Below are 15,509 nucleotides of genomic sequence, written 5' to 3' on the forward strand. Positions count from 1 at the left end.
GTCTGCGGTGTCAGGAGACACACATGAAATTCTTCGATGAAGCCCGCGTTGATGTAATGGCCGGCGATGGCGGCAACGGCATGGCCTCGTTCCGGCGCGAAAAATACGTGCCACGCGGCGGACCAGACGGTGGCGACGGTGGCCATGGCGGCCACGTGATCGCGATCGCCGACCGCAACATCAACACGCTGATCGACTTCCGCTTCACGCGCACCTTTCGCGCCGAGCGCGGCGAGAACGGGGGCAGCAAGGACTGCTTCGGCAAGGGCGGCAAGGACATCATCCTGCGCATGCCGGTCGGCACGATCATCACCGATGGCGAGACCGGCGAGCGTGTTGCGGACATGAACCGCGACGGCAAGAGCGTGGTCATCGCACGCGGCGGCCGCGGCGGCCTGGGCAATCTGCACTTCAAGACGGCCACCAACCGCGCGCCGCGCAAGAAGACGATGGGCATCCCGGGCGAGCGACGCAGCCTGCACCTGGAACTCAAGGTGCTCGCCGACGTTGGATTGCTCGGCATGCCCAACGCAGGCAAGTCCACCTTCATCCGCGCCGTATCGGCCGCCAAGCCGAAAGTCGCGGACTACCCCTTCACGACGCTGCACCCCAACCTTGGCGTGGTACGGACCGATGAAGGGCGCAGCTTCGTGATTGCCGACGTCCCCGGGCTGATCGAGGGCGCGGCTGACGGTGCGGGTCTTGGCCATCGTTTCTTGCGCCACCTCGCACGCACAAATGTGCTGCTCCACTTGGTCGACATCGCCCCCTTCGATCCGGATACCGATCCGGTTCGGGAAGCGAAGGCGATCGTCGGCGAACTCGAAAAGTACGATCCGGAACTGGCGGCCAAACCACGCTGGCTGATCATCAACAAGATCGACCTGCTGGAGCCGCATGAACGCGACGCCCGCATCCAGGCTTTTCTCGACGCCTACGGCAAGGTCGAGCGCACGTTCTCGATCGCGGCGATCAACGGCGAGAACTGCCGTTCGCTGATCCTGGCCATCCAGGAATTCCTCGATGCCCAGCCCAAGCCCGAGATCGTTGATGATGACGAGGAAGGGCTCGCGGCAGAACCCGTCGGCCCGACGCCCGAAGAAATACTCGCTGCGGCCGCCGACGGGGACGATGAGCACAGTGACGAGGACAACGACGAAAGCGAGGGCAAGTAAACGATGCGCGAGCAGATCCGAGAGGCGCGCCGACTGGTCGTGAAGGTTGGCAGCGCGTTGGTGACTGATAACGGGCGTGGCCTTGCGCACGCCGCACTCGAGGACTGGGCACGGCAGATCGCCGCTTTGCGCCGCGAAGGCCGCCAGGTCGTGCTGGTGTCGTCCGGCGCCATCGCAGCCGGCATGCAGCGACTGGGATGGACCACCCGCCCGCACGAAACCCATGCACTGCAGGCCGCCGCCGCCGTGGGCCAGATGGGCCTTGCACAAGCCTACGAAGGTGTATTTTCGGCCCATGGCCTGAAGACCGCGCAGGTCTTGCTGACCCACGAAGACCTCGCCGACCGGACGCGTTACCTGAACGCGCGCTCAACCCTGCTGACCCTGCTGGATCTGGGCGTCGTGCCGATCATCAACGAGAACGACACCGTCGTCACCGATGAGATCAAGTTCGGCGATAACGACACCCTCGGTGCACTGGTCGCGAACCTGATCGAAGCCGACGCGCTGGTCATCCTGACTGACCAGCAAGGCCTCTACACCGCCGACCCCCGCAACGACCCGTCCGCAACGCTGGTTTCGGAAGCGCGCGCGGAAGATACGTCGCTGGAAGCGATGGCGGGCGGCGCCGGGAGCGGGATTTCGCGCGGCGGCATGATCACCAAGGTACGTGCCGCACAACGGGGTGCCCGCAGCGGCGCCCACACCTGCATCGCGAGCGGCCGTGAAGCCGACGCGCTGCTCCGACTGGCGAAAGGCGAATCGCTCGGCACCCTGCTCTTCGCATCCAGCTCACCGCTCGCTGCGCGCAAGCAGTGGCTGGCCGACCACCTGCAACTGGCCGGACGCCTGCATCTGGACGCGGGCGCACTGCGCGCCCTCGAATCCGGACGCAGCCTTTTGCCAGTGGGCGTGGTCTCGGTTGAGGGCGAGTTCGGGCGCGGCGCGGTCGTAGCCTGCGTGGGCCCTGACGGGCGGGCTGTGGCACGCGGGCTTTCGAACTACGCCAGCCGCGAAGCGGCGCGAATCGCACGCCACGCAAGCCACGAAATCGAAAGCATTCTTGGCTATGTCGACGAGCCCGAACTGATCCACCGCGACAACCTCGTGCTGCTCTAAGAACCCAAGCCCTGCGGGGCTTGCCGTGACATTCAGCGCAGCGATGCGTCAATCATCAAATTCGATTGTCGCAGGCAGGACAATACCGTTAGAGTCTGCGGCCCCGCAGTGCAGCATCGGAGACGTCATCGTGCCCCAATCCCCCGCCCCGCAACGCCATCGCATCCTGATCATCGGAGGGGGTGCCGGCGGGCTTGAGCTTGCGGTCAAGCTCGGCGACAAACTCGGCCGCAGCGGGCAAGCCGAAGTGACGCTGGTCGATCGCGGCCGCACGCATGTGTGGAAGCCGCTGCTGCATCAGGTTGCCGCCGGCACGCTGGACAGTCACGCCGACGAGATCGAGTACCTCGCGCTCGGAAGGCGTCATCACTTCCGCTTCCGGCAAGGCGAGTTCACCGGCCTCAATCGCGCCACCAAGGAAATCCAGCTCGCACCCATCCATTCACTGGAAGGCGAGGAACTGCTCCCTGCGTCCACCCTGCCCTACGACACCCTGGTATTCGCGCTCGGCAGCCAGACGAACGATTTCGGCACGCCCGGCGCGCGCGAGCACAGCATCATGCTCGATTCGCCAGCCGCCGCGCTGCGCTTCCACCGCAAGCTGATCGATGCCTCGATCCGCGCGCAAGCCGGCGCCCAAGCGTCCGGACAAGGCCGCTTCACCGTCGCGATCATCGGCGGCGGCGCCACTGGCGTCGAGCTTGCGGCAGAGCTGCACATGACGGCGCGCATCATGGCGAGCTTCGGGCTGGAAAACGTCCACCCCGAGCGCGACCTGAAGATTTCGATCGTCGACGCCGCCCCGCGCATCCTTCCGCTACTGCCGGAGCGCGTGTCATCCGCCGTGTCGCTCGAACTGCGCAAGCTGGACATCGACCTGCATACGAACGAGAAAGTGGTCGAGGTCACCGCCAACGGCGTTCGCATGGGCAGCGGGAAATTCATTCCGAGCGGTCTCACGGTCTGGGCGGCCGGCATCAAGGCGCCTGACTTCCTGCGCGAGATCGATGGCCTTGAGACCAATCGCGCCAATCAACTGGTGGTTGATCGCACCCTGCGCAGTTCGCGCGACCCGTCGATCTACGCGATGGGCGACTGCGCAGCCTGCCCGCTCGACGATAGCGGCAAGGCCATGGTGCCGCCGCGCGCGCAAGCCGCTCATCAGCAAGCCTTGCTGCTCGCCAAAACGATTCCGCGCATGCTTGCCGGCAAGACCCCGCAGGTCTTCCGCTACCACGACCACGGCTCCCTGGTGTCGCTGGGCGAGTACAGCACCGTTGGCAGCCTGATGGGGCGCGTCGCAAGCGGCGGCGTCTTCATCGAGGGGATGTTTGCCAAGTGGATGTACTGGTCGCTCTACAAGAAGCATCAGGTTGCGATCAACGGCATGTTCCGCACCTGGCTGGCGACCTGGGTCGAGGCGATCGACCGCATGCGCAACCCCCGCATCAAACTGCACTGAACACCCGGGTTTGCGCTGACCGCGACGCGGTCAGCCGCACAAAACAAAACGGCCCGCTTGCGCGGGCCGTTTTGCATGAGATGCAGCCTTCGGCTTAGTGCTCGCCGAGTACCGACACCGTCACGGTGACCAGCACATCGGTGTGCAGCGCCACTTGCAGCTGGTTGTCGCCGATCAGCTTGATCGGGCCCAGCGGCATGCGCACAGCAGCCTTCTCGATGGCGAAGCCTTGCGCGTTCAGCGCTTCGGCGATGTCTGCGTTGGTGACGGAACCGAACAGACGGCCATCCACACCCGCCTTGCGCACGATCTGAACGGTGGTGCCATCCAGCTTGCCTGCCAGGGCGGTCGCCTCAGCCAGCTTCTCAGCGGCGACGCGCTCGAGTTCAGCGCGCTTGGCTTCGAAAGCCGCGAGGTTTTCAGCGGTTGCACGCTTGGCCTTGCCGTTCGGGATCAGGTAGTTACGTGCGTAACCGTCCTTAACCTTGACGACATCGCCGAGGTTGCCGAGGTTGATAACCTTGTCGAGCAGAATGATTTGCATGGTGTTTCCCTCTCCGACCTGATTAGTCGTGCAGGTCGCAGAACGGCAGCAGGGCCAGGAAGCGGGCGCGCTTGATCGCAGCCTGCAACTGACGCTGGTAGCCAGCCTTGGTACCGGTGATGCGAGCCGGCATGATCTTGCCGGTTTCGGTCACGAATTCCTTGAGGACGTCGACATCCTTGTAGTCGATCTGTTCGACTTTTTCCGCCGTGAAACGGCAGAACTTGCGACGCTTGAAGAGCCCGCCGCGGCGGTTGCCGCCCTTCTTGTCATCTTTTTTCTTCGGTCTGAAAGCCATTTTCAGTTCCTTCCAATATTTCGATCGTGTTCACATGCATCACCAGCCCGGAATGCCGCGCGCTGCGCGCAGCGAGAAAACCGGTGAGCATCACGCTGTCCCCCGGGCGGCGAGCCTGCGCACTGAGCGCGGCATCACCAAGCGCCAGAGCGGAAATTTCGCAGCGCACCTGCCTTTCGATTCCCGCTTCGATCTGTCGTGATACATGTTCGACGCGGAACTCAAGTGCCGGCATTCCGGCCGGCGTTCTGCGGAGCACGCCACATTCGGCGATCACTCCATCCAGAACCAGTGCGTTGCGCATTCCCTCCTGACGATCCGGAGTCAAGCGACTCAGACTTCTTCCGACTTAGCTTCTTCGGCGACAGGTGCCGAGGTCAGCGACTTGGACTTTTCGTCCTTCATCATCGGCGAAGGGGCGGTCTGGGCCTTCTTCATCTTGATGGTGAGATGGCGCAGGACGGCGTCGTTGAACTTGAACGCGTGTTCGAGTTCGGTGAGCGCTTCCTGATCGGTCTCGATGTTCATCAGGACGTAGTGCGCCTTGTGAACCTTCTGGATCGGATACGCCAGTTGACGACGACCCCAGTCTTCAAGACGATGGATCTGGCCGCCACGCTGGGTCACGAGCGCCTTGTAACGCTCGATCATCGCCGGCACCTGTTCGGACTGGTCCGGGTGGACGATGAAGACAACTTCATAATGTCGCATGGATACTCCTTGCGGTTGCGTGAATCACAGCCCCCCGGCATGCGAAACCGGTGGAGCAAGGGAACCCGCGATTTTATACAAAGCGCAAGGTTTGTTCAAGCAGTGCAATGGCATGAGCAAAGCGTCTCGGTTAGCGGGCAGAACAGCGCGGGGCGGCATTTGCTTAGCAGGATTTCATCCTTGGCCCGCAGCGACCGCGATCTATACTCCGGCCCTTGTTTTCCGACCCGGAGGCCACACCGATGAAGCTCGAAACCCTTGCGGTTCACGCAGGCTATTCCCCTGATCCGACCACGCGCGCCGTTGCGGTGCCGATCTATCAGACGGTGGCCTACGCGTTCGACGACACGCAGCACGGCGCCGACCTGTTCGACCTGAAGGTGCCGGGTAACATTTACACCCGGATCATGAACCCGACGCAGGATGTGCTGGAGAAGCGCGTCGCCGCGCTCGAAGGCGGTATCGCCGCGCTGGCGCTGGCTTCGGGGCAGGCGGCGATCACCTACGCGATCCAGACGATCGCCGAGGCGGGCGACAACATCGTCTCGGCCGCTACGCTCTACGGCGGCACCTACAACCTCTTTGCCCACACGCTGCCGCAGTACGGCATCAATGTACGCTTTGCCGACTACCGCGATCCGGCCTCCTTCGAGGCGCTGATCGACGCGCGGACCAAGGCGGTCTACGTCGAATCGATCGGCAACCCACTCGGGAACATCACCGATATCGAAGCCATCGCTGCCGTTGCGCACCGCCATGGCGTGCCGCTGATCGTCGACAACACCGTGCCCTCGCCCTACCTGCTGCGCCCGATCGAATTCGGCGCGGATATCGTGGTGCATTCGCTGACCAAATACCTCGGCGGCCACGGCAATTCGATCGGCGGCGCGATCGTCGACTCGGGCAAGTTCCCCTGGGCGGATCACAAGGAACGTTTCCGCCGCCTCAACGAACCGGACGTCTCCTACCACGGCGTGGTCTACACCGAGGCCCTTGGCCCGGCGGCCTACATCGGCCGTGCGCGGGTGGTGCCGCTGCGCAACATGGGCGCGGCGATCTCGCCCTTCAACGCCTTCATGATCCTGCAAGGCATCGAGACACTTGCGCTGCGGATGGACCGCATCACCGCGAACACCCGCAAGATCGCCGAGTACCTGAAGGGCCACGCGAAGGTAAAGTGGGTGAATTACGCGGGGCTGGCTGATCACCGTGACCATGCGCTGGCGCAGAAGTACATGGGCGGGCGGCCGTCCGGCATCCTGACCTTCGGCGTCGAAGGCGGGCTAGAAGGCGGCGCGCGCTTCCAGGATGCGCTCAAGCTCTTCACCCGCCTGGTTAACATCGGCGATGCCAAATCGCTGGCCTGCCACCCGGCCTCCACCACCCACCGCCAGCTCTCGCCGGCGGAGCTTGAGAAGGCCGGTGTCACGCAGGACACGGTGCGGCTCTCGATCGGAATCGAGCACATCGATGACCTGATCGCCGATCTGGATCAGGCGCTCGCGCTTGCGTGATCGCCCCGGCGCATGCGCAGAACGGGCACCCTCGGGTGCCCGTTTTCATTTGGCGAGTGCGGCGTCAGAGCGCATCAATGGCGCGCGCCAGCGCGACGTCGCGTTGCGACAAGCCGCCGGCATCGTGCGTGGTAAGAAGGATCTCGACCCGGTTGTAGACGTTGCTCCACTCGGGATGGTGATCATGTTTCTCAGCCAGCAGGGCCACCCGGCTCATGAACGCCCAGGCTGCGCTGAAGTCCCGGAATTCGAAACGCTTGCGCAAGGCATCCCGCGCGGGATCATGGTCCCAGCCCGCGAGGCCTGGCAGCATCGCGGCGCGTTCGGGGTCCGTCAGGCGTGCAATCGACATGGGCGCCCTCACACAATCTGGCAGGCTTGCTCGAACGCAAAGCGCGGGCTGCGTGGATGCAGCCGGCTTGCATCGCCGTAGCCAAGGTTGATCAGGAAGTTGCTCTTGCAGGCGGTGCCCGCAAAGAACAGCGCATCGACCATCTCATTGTTGAAGCCCGACATCGGGCCGCAGTCCAGCCCCAGCGCACGGGCCGCCATGATCAGGTAGGCGCCTTGCAGGGTTCCGTTACGGAAAGCCGTGGTGCGGATCTTTTCGTCGTTGCCCTCAAACCAGGCGCGGGCGTGCGCATGCGGGTAGAGATAGTCCAGCTGCTCGTAAAAGCGCAGGTCATGCGCGACGATTGCGGTGACCGGCGCCGCCATCGTCTTGGCGCGGTTACCTTCGTCCAGCGCGGGCAAGAGCCGTGCCTTCGCCTCCGCCGACTGCACGAACACGATACGTGCTGGCGAGCAGTTGGCCGAGGTGGGCGGCATCTTCATCAAGTCGAAGAGCGTCTGCAGCAGCGCGGGATCGACCGGTTTGTCGAGCCAGGCACTGTGGGTACGGGCGTCGTTGAACAGCGCATCGAGCGCGTTCGGATCAAGCGATCGGGTCATGCGGCAAGCTCCTCTCTCCTTGTGGGCCGCTGCAGCCGGGGGCAGTCTGATCAGCGCAGCGTGAAATCGACACGGCTGGCGCTTGTGGCGCCTTTCGCATCGCTCTTGTCCTTGTCGTCGCCAAGCTTGGGCGCAAGCAGGAAGACACGATCGGCACTCACCTTGCCAAGCTCCACCAGCCAGTTCTGCACGCGATTCGCGCGCGCAATGGCAAGCGTGCGAACATCTTCGGCCCCCACTTTGGCATTGCCCGCAAGCATACGTTCCATGTCGGCAACCGGAATCTCCTTCTGCAGCCCGATCAGGTTGCGCGGCTTGTTCGGAATGCTCTCAGCTTCGTAGACCTTGCGCAGCAGGCGCGGGTACTCGGCCGGATCGATGCGGACCTCGTCCATGCCGCCGCCCGACTCCCCTGCTTTGGCCATCTCCTGCAATTTGAGGGCGCGCACCTTGCGCTGGAAGCTCTCGCGCTTGAGGCCCTCGGCATCGAGCAGGGGATCGGCGCGGCCCGTGATGTCCAGATCGATCGCGGGGCGCTCGTTCAGCGCCTTGGCAACACCCTCCAGCCGCTTCACCGCATCGGCGTCGAGCTTGGCCGAGCCCGCGGTAAAGCCGACGAAGGACAGGTCGCCACCGCCGCCCGCGCCGCCGCCGGCCAGGAAGGAAAACGGCGACGAAACCACCTTGCCGAAGAAGTTGACGATCATGTTCCAGATGATGCCGCCCACCGAAAACTGCGGGTCGTCCAGCGTGCCGCCAACCGGGAGGTTGATGTCGATCTCGCCGCGGCTGTTCTTGAGCAGATTCACAGCAAAGCGAACCGGCAGCGAGGTGGCATCGGGGCTCTCGACCTTCTCGCCGAAGGTCAGCTGATCAAGGAAGACGCGGTTCTCTGCACTCAGGGCGCGGTTCTCGATCTTGTAGCGCAGATCCATCGACAGCTTCCCGCGCTCGATGCCGTAGCCGACATATTTGGCTGCGTAGGACGAGAGCGCCGACAGCTCGTAACCCTTCACCCCCACCTTCAGGTCGAGGAAACGGTCGTTGCGCAGGGGCGCAAGCTGGCCACTCACCTCAAGCGGTGCGAGGCCATCCACCGCACCCTTGAGCTCAATCGTCGCCACCTTCGTCGGATCGGTCGCCAGGTTCTCAAGCCGACCGGTCACGCCCGAAAGGCGGGCATCGAAATTGGGCCGCACGAAGCGGTCGCTGTAGGCGATGGCTGCGCCGCTCAGCAAGATGCGATCGATGCGGATCGGCGGCAAAGGCATGGCAGGCGTCGCGGCTTGGGGTGGCGCGCCCGCCGGCGCGGGGGCTGCGGTGGGCTTGTCCGCGGCCGCTTGGGCCGGTGACGCTGCAGGCGCAGGCGCATCGGTGTGACGTTCCTGCATCACCTCGCGCAGGTTCAAACCCCCGTCTTTGTTGAGGATCAGGCGCGTCTGAAGATCCCGCATGGCGATCTCGCCAATCGACACTGATAGCGGCGCCAGCCGTACGTCCGCGCGGCTGACAGCCAGCATGCCCCAGCGCACGAAGTCCTCGTCGTTGATCAGGTCGATCGACGAAAAATCGGCCACCGACAGATTGCCCTTGAAACTGCCGGCAGGGGCTGCGGGCTTGCTCAGATCCAGCGAGACCTGGCCCTTGGCCGACACCTTCGCGCGGGTCACCGACATTTCGTAATCGCGGGTTGCGTGCGCAATCAAGGGCACGACATCGAGCGCCTTGCCGTCGAGCTTGAGATCGGCCCGCAAGGGCTGGACCGAGGCCTTGCCCGATACCGCCAAGCGCCCCTTGTCGTTCCAGCCTGCGGCGAGGTCGATCGCGGCAGATTGCCCCGGCCGGCTATCCACACCGGTGACCTTGAGCGAAATCGGCTTCAGCGCAAGCTTGAGTGGCGTAGCAAACGAGGCGTCTTCGAACCGGAAAACGCCATCGTCGATCGCGAACTCACCCACCGCGAACTTCCAGTCGTCACCGGCGGGCGGCGGGTTGGCGGCCTCTGCCGCGGCCTCCGCTGACGGGCGGCCGGGCGGCTTGCGGCCAATGCTCGCAAGATCAAACTCGCCGCCTTTGCCGCGCCGCAGATAGACATCAGGCTTGGTCAGGCGAGCCGCCGACAGCTTGAGTGTGCGCGTGGGCAGATCCAGCGTCAGCGCGTCAAGCGAGGCTTCGGCCGCCGTGAAAAACGGCCGCTTGTCGCCCTGCCTGCGCAGGGACACATCCTTGGCGACGACCCGGGCATCGGTCAGCGCGACCCCTACCCCCTTGTCGCCCGTTTTGACCTCGAGCGGCACCCGGCCACTGATCAGCGCAGCGTCCACCACCAGGCCCGGCACCGTCGCCGACACGTATGGCGCGCCGCGCGCAACCTGGAAGCCTGCAAACTCGACCACGCCCTTGAATTGCGTCGGCTGGGGCGTCAGCGCGCCCTCCAGTTGCGTCTTGCCCCCGGTATCCCCGATGAATGAAAGCTTGAGCGCCGTGGGCCGATCAAGCGCGGAACTCAGGCCCTTGAGTTCCACGGCAATCGCTTCGGCGGCAATGCTCACCGGTGGCGTCATCGTCACGTTGGTCAAGCGGGCGCGCCCGCCATCGACCGCGATGCGGTCCACCTGCCACTGCCACGCGTTCTTGGCCGCCGCCACCGGTGCGGCCGGTGCCGCAGCCGCCGGCGCGGCCACCTTTTCGGTTGGCGCATAGCTGGCGATTTCGCGTTGCAGGGCCTTGACCAGACGCACCTTGTTCGCCTCGTCGAACTCGATATGGAAGCTCGGTTTGACCCATTCCACCTGCTTGACATGCGCCTTGCGGGCGAAGGGCTCCAGACCCGCGATATCCAGATTCAGAGCGTCGAATCCGAGCAGTTCCGCCCCATCGCCATCCTGGATGTGCCAGCCCAGCGCACTGACCCTTCCGGAAACCGCCACCCGCGGCGCCTTCCCCACCTGCTGCGCGAACTGGATCTTGAGATCGGCGCCAATCCGCGCGGACTCAAGCTTGATGCCCGGAGCCTTAGGCAGGTAAGCGAGGTACTTGGTGAGGTCGAGCGGCTCGATCTTCAAGGCAAGGTCGGCGTCGCGCTGGCCTTGCAGGAAGGGGCGCGCCTTGCCGCCAAAGGCCAGGGGCACCCCATTGAAGCTGGCCGCAAGGCGCGGCTGCATATGCACGACCACGTCGGCAGGAATGCTCGACAAGAACGGCAAATCAAGCTCAAGCCGCTCGACACGGTGCTCGCGCCCGATCGGCTTGTCATTGAATCGAACACTGCCGTCGCTCAATTCAAGGTTGTACAAGGCGAAACGCGCCGCGCCTTCGTCATCCTTCTTTTTGGGTTGCGCGGCAATGCGGTCGAGGATGTCGCTGATCGAATAGCGGTTGGCCGATTCCCGCGCCAGGTACAGCCGTGGCCGTTCGATACGAAGCGACTGAATCACCGCCGCGCGGTGAAAAAGCGAGTTCCAGAGCGCAAGATTGGCCTCGACCGCGCCAAGCTCCAGCAGCGGCGGTTCGCCCTTTCGCCCGTCGATCTTGATTCCTTCGAGCGACGCGGACAAACGCAACAGGTTGATGTGAACCGCCCCCACGCTGACCGGGCGCTGCAAGAAGTCGCCCAGACCCTTCTGCAATGCGTTCCGCACCAGCGGCGGTGCCGCAACCGCCACCAAGGCCGCAATAACAAGGACCGCTGCAATGACCATGCCCGCACGCCGTGCCCACTGCAGCAGGCGCGGGTGCCATGCCGTGCGTGTTCCAGACATCGATTGCTCCATCGTTCTCTCTCGGTCTATCCGGGCCCAAGGCGCAGCGCGCCTGCGGCAGTCACACTGCGGCGGCGCCCGAGGGTTCCATTGCCAGCAAGACGCGATCCATCGCCTCGGCCTGCTCGCGCGCATCGTCCAGCGGATACCGCAGCGCCTCTTCAGCCCGCACCGCGCGCTGGAAGTGCGCCACCATCAAGGCGTACGCGTCAACCGGAGCGAAACGCTCGGCGCAGTCGCCGCGCCACAACACGGTTTCCTGATTCTTGTTGACGAACGGGGAATCGATTCGCAGGATGCCGCGCCCGCCCAGCACTTCAAAGCGCTGGTGGAAGGGCAGTGAGAACGCGCAGTCCATGTGCGCGCGAACATCGCCAAAACGCAACAAGGCACTGACCGCATGGTCGACGCCGCGGTCGGTGTAGCTGGCCTGCACCGACAGCACCTCAGGCCGCTCGCCGGAGAGCTGGCGCATCAGGTCGATCGGATAACAACCCACGTCGTAAAGCGCCCCACCGCCCAGCGCGGCCTCCCAGCGCGGGTCGTCGGGGTTTTCGAGCATGAAACCGAAGGCGCCACGCATCAACCTGGGTTGCCCGATCGCGCCTTCGCGCACCAGCGCATGCAGGCGCTCGATTGCGGGGTGGAAGCGATACATGAACGCCTCCATCGCGAGCCGGCCGTGGATGCGTTGCGCGGCAATCAGCTGATCGACGTCACTCGCGCCCAGCGTGAGCGGCTTCTCGCACAGCACATGCTTGCCGGCGGCCAGCGCGGCAAGCGCCCACGGAAGATGGGCGGCATTGTGAAGGCCGATGTAGACGATATCGACCTCAGCGTCCTGCACCACATCGAGGTAACTCGCGACCCGGTTGATCTCGTTGCGCTGCGCATACTGCTGGCCGCGGCCGGCGTCACGGCAGCCCAGCGCCACGATGCGGCCACCGGCAGCGCGAATCGCCGGAATCAAGGCCTGCTCGGCAATCCGCGCCGCGCCCAGCAAACCCCATCTCAAATTCGTGCCCATCATCGGCCCTCCCCCGAGCCTCATGCGGTCATTGCCTGCTGCGTGCGCCCTCGGCCCGCTGCAAACGCAGGACGAGCATGACGTTCTCTGCCTGCAGAGAGAAGTTCGCGGCAGCGTCGAGCCAGCGCGCCTGACCGGTCGCACAGGCCCGCTCAAGCGCCACCACCGCATTGCGGCGGGCCTGCGCATAGCGCAGCAGCAGCGCGCGATTCGGCACGCTTTCCGCAAGCGCCGTCACCATCTGCAATTGCAGCTCGCGCCCGGGCAGCAACTCGCTTTCGATCTGCGCAATGGCATCGGTGCACGTGACCTCGCCTTTGCGCATGCGGCTGGCGAGCAGGATCGTGCGCTGTGTCAGTTCATGGTCGGCATCGGCAAACAAGGCCGTCTGCCGCTGCTCTGCCGCCATGCGCCGGAAGCCCTCGCCGGCCGGCTTCGCGCCATCCCACAACAGCATGCAAAGCCCGGCCACCGCGCACAAGCCGGACAGGCTGCGCAGCCACACGCCATAGCCGGGGCGCTCGTCGATCGGGTGCGCAAAGCCGGCGCCGAGCAAGAAGCCGCCGATCAGTCCGCCGATATGCGCGGCATTGTCGATACCGGGCATCGCAAAACCGGCAAACAGTGAAAAACCGATGAACGCAACCGTGCTGGCGCGCAACTCACGCCACAACTCGGGCGGCACGGCACGGCGCTCGAACACCAGATAGGCCAGCAAGGCACCGTACAGCCCGAAGATGGCGCCCGAGGCGCCGACGCTGAATACGGCCGGCTTCCACCAAAGACTCAGGCAGGAGCCGAGCAAGCCTGCGCCGGCGTAGATCAGGGTGAAGTTGCGGTGGCCAAACAGCCGCTCGCCTACCGAGCCCACCTGCCAGAGCGCAAAGAGGTTCAGCGCAACATGCAGCAGGCCGCCGTGCAGGTAGATTGCCGAGACGATACGCCAGGCCTGGCCGGTGAGTGCGGCGGGGCCGTAGAGCGCACCGGAGAGAATCAGCACGCGACTGTCGATCTGCATCAGCGCCCGGCTGCGATAGGCCAGCCAGGCAAACACCAGCAGGTTGACCACCACCAACAGCGTCGTCACCCACGGCCGTTTGATGCGGGTGAACAGCAGATCGAGAAAGCTTTTTTCGTCCAGCTTGCGCCCCTTAGAGTGCGCGACGCTCGTACAGCGCCTGCGCGATCGTTCCGATGTCGGTGTGTTCGAGTTCGCCGCCTACCGGCAAACCGCGCGCAATGCGGCTCACCTTGAGCCCGCGCGCACGCAGCATCTCGCCCACGTAGTGAGCGGTCGCCTCGCCTTCATTGGTGAAGTTGGTCGCAAGAATCACCTCTTGCACCGTGCCATCCGTTGCGCGCGCAAGCAGGCGATCGAGCTTGAGCTCGCGCGGGCCGATGCCGTCGAGCGGCGATACACGCCCCATCAGCACGTAGTACATGCCGCGATAAGCGTGCGTCTGCTCCAACATCGCCAGATCAGCCGGCATCTCGACCACGCACAGCTGCTGTGGATCGCGCGAGGCGCTCATGCAGCGTTCGCAGATCTCAGCCTCGGTGAAGGTGTTGCAACGGCTGCAATGGCGGATCTGCGCAAGCGCCGTATCCAGCGCACGCGCCAGGCGGCCGGCGCCGTTGCGGTCTCGCTGCAACAGGTGATAGGCAATCCGCTGGGCGGACTTGGGCCCCACGCCGGGCAGCACGCGGAGCGCGTCAATCAGTTGGTCAAGAGCGGCTGGCATGGGTATGCAGGGGATGGCGCTGCGCGCAGGCCGATGCCCGCACGCAACGCCACGGCCGCTCAGAACGGCAGCTTCATGCCGGGCGGCAGGTTCAGGCCGGCGGTAAAGCCAGACATCTTTTCCTGCGTGGTCGCTTCAACCTTGCGCACGGCGTCGTTCATGGCCGCTGCAACCAGGTCTTCGAGCATTTCCTTGTCGTCCATCACCGACGGGTCGATCGTGACGCGGCGCACGTCGTACTTGCAGGTCATCTGCACCTTGACCATGCCGGCACCCGAAGCGCCTTCCACTTCGATCAGCGCCAGCGCGTCCTGCGCCTTCTTCATGTTTTCCTGCATCTGCTGCGCCTGCTTCATCAGCCCGGCCAGATTGCCCATTCCACCGCCTTTGAACATGCTTGCTACTCCTTATTTGAAACGTTCAGACCAGGGCGCCGCTATCGGGCACCCTGCATTGTGCTTTCAACGCGATTGACGATCGCGTCAGGGCAAGGCCTTCACCGACGCTTCGATCAGCGTTGCATCAAAGCGTTCTATCACTTCGCGCACGAAGGGGTCGGATTCAAGCGCCGAAACCGCCTCAGCGTGGCGCTTTTGCTTTTCAATCTGATTGCGCTGTGCCGGCGTCTGCGACGCGAGCTCGCCGGTCTCGATGGCGGCGCGCACCTCGCGCCCCAGCAGGGCTGAGAGCGCCTCCTGCAACTTGTCGCGCGTGCTTTGCATGCTCGCAAGGTGCTTGTGGGTCTCCGGCAAACGCAAGCGAACCAGGTTGGATTCGACCGCCAGCAGTTCGCAATGCTGCGCGAGCTCACGAACCAGACCGCCGATCCGCATCTGCGCCACCATGCCATGCCAGTCACCGGTATCCACCGGGCCGACCGGCAAGTTCGCCGGCGCCCGCGTGCTGAGCGGCACCTCCCGCGATGGCACCGCGGGTGCCGATACATACGGCGGCTCGAAAGGTGGCTCGACGCTTTGCGGGTCCGGCAACTCGGGCACCCGCTCGTGGTAACTGTCGAATTCCGGCGCGAACGCGGGCTCAGGCTCCGGATCTGCCGCCTTGGGCGGCTCGGCGGGTGTGACCACCGATTGCGCGGCGGCGCGCGGCGCATCATTGCGCGGGCCACTTGCATTGGCATGGGCGGCTGACGCAGTACGCACCGCCACCTGTGCGAGCGGCGCCGTGCGCGGCCGCGGCGCCCCCCC

General features: G+C 64.7%; 16 protein-coding genes. 4 read left to right on the top strand and 12 right to left on the bottom strand.

Annotated elements, in window-relative coordinates:
- Positions 1 to 23 precede the first annotated feature (23 nt).
- The 3 genes from cgtA (at position 24) to OPU71_RS16220 (ending at position 3,756) form a co-directional block, all read left to right on the top strand.
- Positions 24 to 1,175: an Obg family GTPase CgtA gene (gene cgtA / locus OPU71_RS16210; protein ID WP_267729055.1), complete on the top strand. Its 1,152-nt coding sequence runs from the start codon at positions 24 to 26 to the stop codon at positions 1,173 to 1,175.
- Positions 1,176 to 1,178: 3 nt separating this feature from the next.
- Complete coding sequence (proB, locus tag OPU71_RS16215; protein WP_267729056.1) at positions 1,179 to 2,294, top strand: glutamate 5-kinase; 1,116 nt, start codon at positions 1,179 to 1,181, stop codon at positions 2,292 to 2,294.
- A 130-nt stretch (positions 2,295 to 2,424) separates the two neighbouring features.
- Positions 2,425 to 3,756: an NAD(P)/FAD-dependent oxidoreductase gene (locus OPU71_RS16220; protein WP_267729057.1), complete on the top strand. Its 1,332-nt coding sequence runs from the start codon at positions 2,425 to 2,427 to the stop codon at positions 3,754 to 3,756.
- 94 nt (positions 3,757 to 3,850) lie between these two features.
- Here the strand turns inward: OPU71_RS16220 and rplI are convergent, their stop codons facing one another.
- From rplI to rpsF, 4 genes are read right to left on the bottom strand one after another with little or no spacing between them, the layout of a single operon-like run.
- Positions 3,851 to 4,300, bottom strand: a complete 450-nt coding sequence (gene rplI / locus OPU71_RS16225) for a 50S ribosomal protein L9 (RefSeq protein WP_267729058.1) — start codon at positions 4,298 to 4,300, stop codon at positions 3,851 to 3,853.
- A 22-nt stretch (positions 4,301 to 4,322) separates the two neighbouring features.
- Complete coding sequence (rpsR, locus tag OPU71_RS16230) at positions 4,323 to 4,598, bottom strand: 30S ribosomal protein S18 (RefSeq protein ID WP_267729059.1); 276 nt, start codon at positions 4,596 to 4,598, stop codon at positions 4,323 to 4,325.
- Positions 4,570 to 4,902: a primosomal replication protein N gene (gene priB, locus OPU71_RS16235; protein WP_267729060.1), complete on the bottom strand. Its 333-nt coding sequence runs from the start codon at positions 4,900 to 4,902 to the stop codon at positions 4,570 to 4,572. The genes rpsR and priB overlap by 29 nt, the downstream gene beginning before the upstream one ends.
- A gap of 29 nt (positions 4,903 to 4,931) precedes the next feature.
- Complete coding sequence (gene rpsF, locus OPU71_RS16240; RefSeq protein WP_267729061.1) at positions 4,932 to 5,309, bottom strand: 30S ribosomal protein S6; 378 nt, start codon at positions 5,307 to 5,309, stop codon at positions 4,932 to 4,934.
- 242 nt (positions 5,310 to 5,551) lie between these two features.
- On the opposite strand from rpsF, the gene OPU71_RS16245 reads away from it, so the two are divergent.
- Positions 5,552 to 6,823, top strand: coding sequence for an O-acetylhomoserine aminocarboxypropyltransferase/cysteine synthase family protein (locus OPU71_RS16245; protein ID WP_267729062.1), 1,272 nt, complete (start codon positions 5,552 to 5,554; stop codon positions 6,821 to 6,823).
- A 64-nt stretch (positions 6,824 to 6,887) separates the two neighbouring features.
- Here OPU71_RS16245 and OPU71_RS16250 read toward each other — a convergent pair whose 3' ends face one another.
- The 8 genes from OPU71_RS16250 to OPU71_RS16285 form a co-directional block, all read right to left on the bottom strand.
- Positions 6,888 to 7,175, bottom strand: a complete 288-nt coding sequence (locus tag OPU71_RS16250) for a 4a-hydroxytetrahydrobiopterin dehydratase (protein ID WP_267729063.1) — start codon at positions 7,173 to 7,175, stop codon at positions 6,888 to 6,890.
- 8 nt (positions 7,176 to 7,183) lie between these two features.
- Complete coding sequence (locus tag OPU71_RS16255; protein ID WP_267729064.1) at positions 7,184 to 7,774, bottom strand: malonic semialdehyde reductase; 591 nt, start codon at positions 7,772 to 7,774, stop codon at positions 7,184 to 7,186.
- Positions 7,775 to 7,824: 50 nt separating this feature from the next.
- Entirely contained in the window at positions 7,825 to 11,535 is a 3,711-nt protein-coding gene (locus OPU71_RS16260) for a DUF748 domain-containing protein (protein WP_267729066.1), read from the bottom strand.
- Between the two features lie 61 nt (positions 11,536 to 11,596).
- Positions 11,597 to 12,565: a Gfo/Idh/MocA family protein gene (locus OPU71_RS16265; RefSeq protein WP_267729067.1), complete on the bottom strand. Its 969-nt coding sequence runs from the start codon at positions 12,563 to 12,565 to the stop codon at positions 11,597 to 11,599.
- Between the two features lie 25 nt (positions 12,566 to 12,590).
- Complete coding sequence (locus OPU71_RS16270; RefSeq protein WP_267729068.1) at positions 12,591 to 13,649, bottom strand: rhomboid family intramembrane serine protease; 1,059 nt, start codon at positions 13,647 to 13,649, stop codon at positions 12,591 to 12,593.
- A gap of 64 nt (positions 13,650 to 13,713) precedes the next feature.
- Complete coding sequence (gene recR / locus OPU71_RS16275; protein WP_267729069.1) at positions 13,714 to 14,304, bottom strand: recombination mediator RecR; 591 nt, start codon at positions 14,302 to 14,304, stop codon at positions 13,714 to 13,716.
- A gap of 59 nt (positions 14,305 to 14,363) precedes the next feature.
- Entirely contained in the window at positions 14,364 to 14,699 is a 336-nt protein-coding gene (locus OPU71_RS16280; protein ID WP_267729070.1) for a YbaB/EbfC family nucleoid-associated protein, read from the bottom strand.
- A gap of 87 nt (positions 14,700 to 14,786) precedes the next feature.
- The coding region (locus OPU71_RS16285; RefSeq protein ID WP_324256080.1) for a DNA polymerase III subunit gamma/tau C-terminal domain-containing protein at positions 14,787 to 15,509 on the bottom strand (723 nt) is incomplete at its 5' end.

It is taken from the genome of Niveibacterium sp. 24ML (assembly GCF_026586805.1).
Classification (GTDB): Bacteria; Pseudomonadota; Gammaproteobacteria; order Burkholderiales; family Rhodocyclaceae; genus Niveibacterium.

Coding starts and splice junctions, on each gene's coding strand:
- cgtA (WP_267729055.1), top strand. CDS start 24: ATGAAATTCTTCGATGAAGCCCGCGTTGATGTAATGGCCGGCGATGGC.
- proB (WP_267729056.1), top strand. CDS start 1,179: ATGCGCGAGCAGATCCGAGAGGCGCGCCGACTGGTCGTGAAGGTTGGC.
- rplI (WP_267729058.1), bottom strand. CDS start 4,300: ATGCAAATCATTCTGCTCGACAAGGTTATCAACCTCGGCAACCTCGGC.
- rpsR (WP_267729059.1), bottom strand. CDS start 4,598: ATGGCTTTCAGACCGAAGAAAAAAGATGACAAGAAGGGCGGCAACCGC.
- priB (WP_267729060.1), bottom strand. CDS start 4,902: ATGCGCAACGCACTGGTTCTGGATGGAGTGATCGCCGAATGTGGCGTG.
- rpsF (WP_267729061.1), bottom strand. CDS start 5,309: ATGCGACATTATGAAGTTGTCTTCATCGTCCACCCGGACCAGTCCGAA.
- OPU71_RS16245 (WP_267729062.1), top strand. CDS start 5,552: ATGAAGCTCGAAACCCTTGCGGTTCACGCAGGCTATTCCCCTGATCCG.
- OPU71_RS16250 (WP_267729063.1), bottom strand. CDS start 7,175: ATGTCGATTGCACGCCTGACGGACCCCGAACGCGCCGCGATGCTGCCA.
- OPU71_RS16255 (WP_267729064.1), bottom strand. CDS start 7,774: ATGACCCGATCGCTTGATCCGAACGCGCTCGATGCGCTGTTCAACGAC.
- OPU71_RS16260 (WP_267729066.1), bottom strand. CDS start 11,535: ATGTCTGGAACACGCACGGCATGGCACCCGCGCCTGCTGCAGTGGGCA.
- OPU71_RS16265 (WP_267729067.1), bottom strand. CDS start 12,565: ATGATGGGCACGAATTTGAGATGGGGTTTGCTGGGCGCGGCGCGGATT.
- recR (WP_267729069.1), bottom strand. CDS start 14,304: ATGCCAGCCGCTCTTGACCAACTGATTGACGCGCTCCGCGTGCTGCCC.
- OPU71_RS16280 (WP_267729070.1), bottom strand. CDS start 14,699: ATGTTCAAAGGCGGTGGAATGGGCAATCTGGCCGGGCTGATGAAGCAG.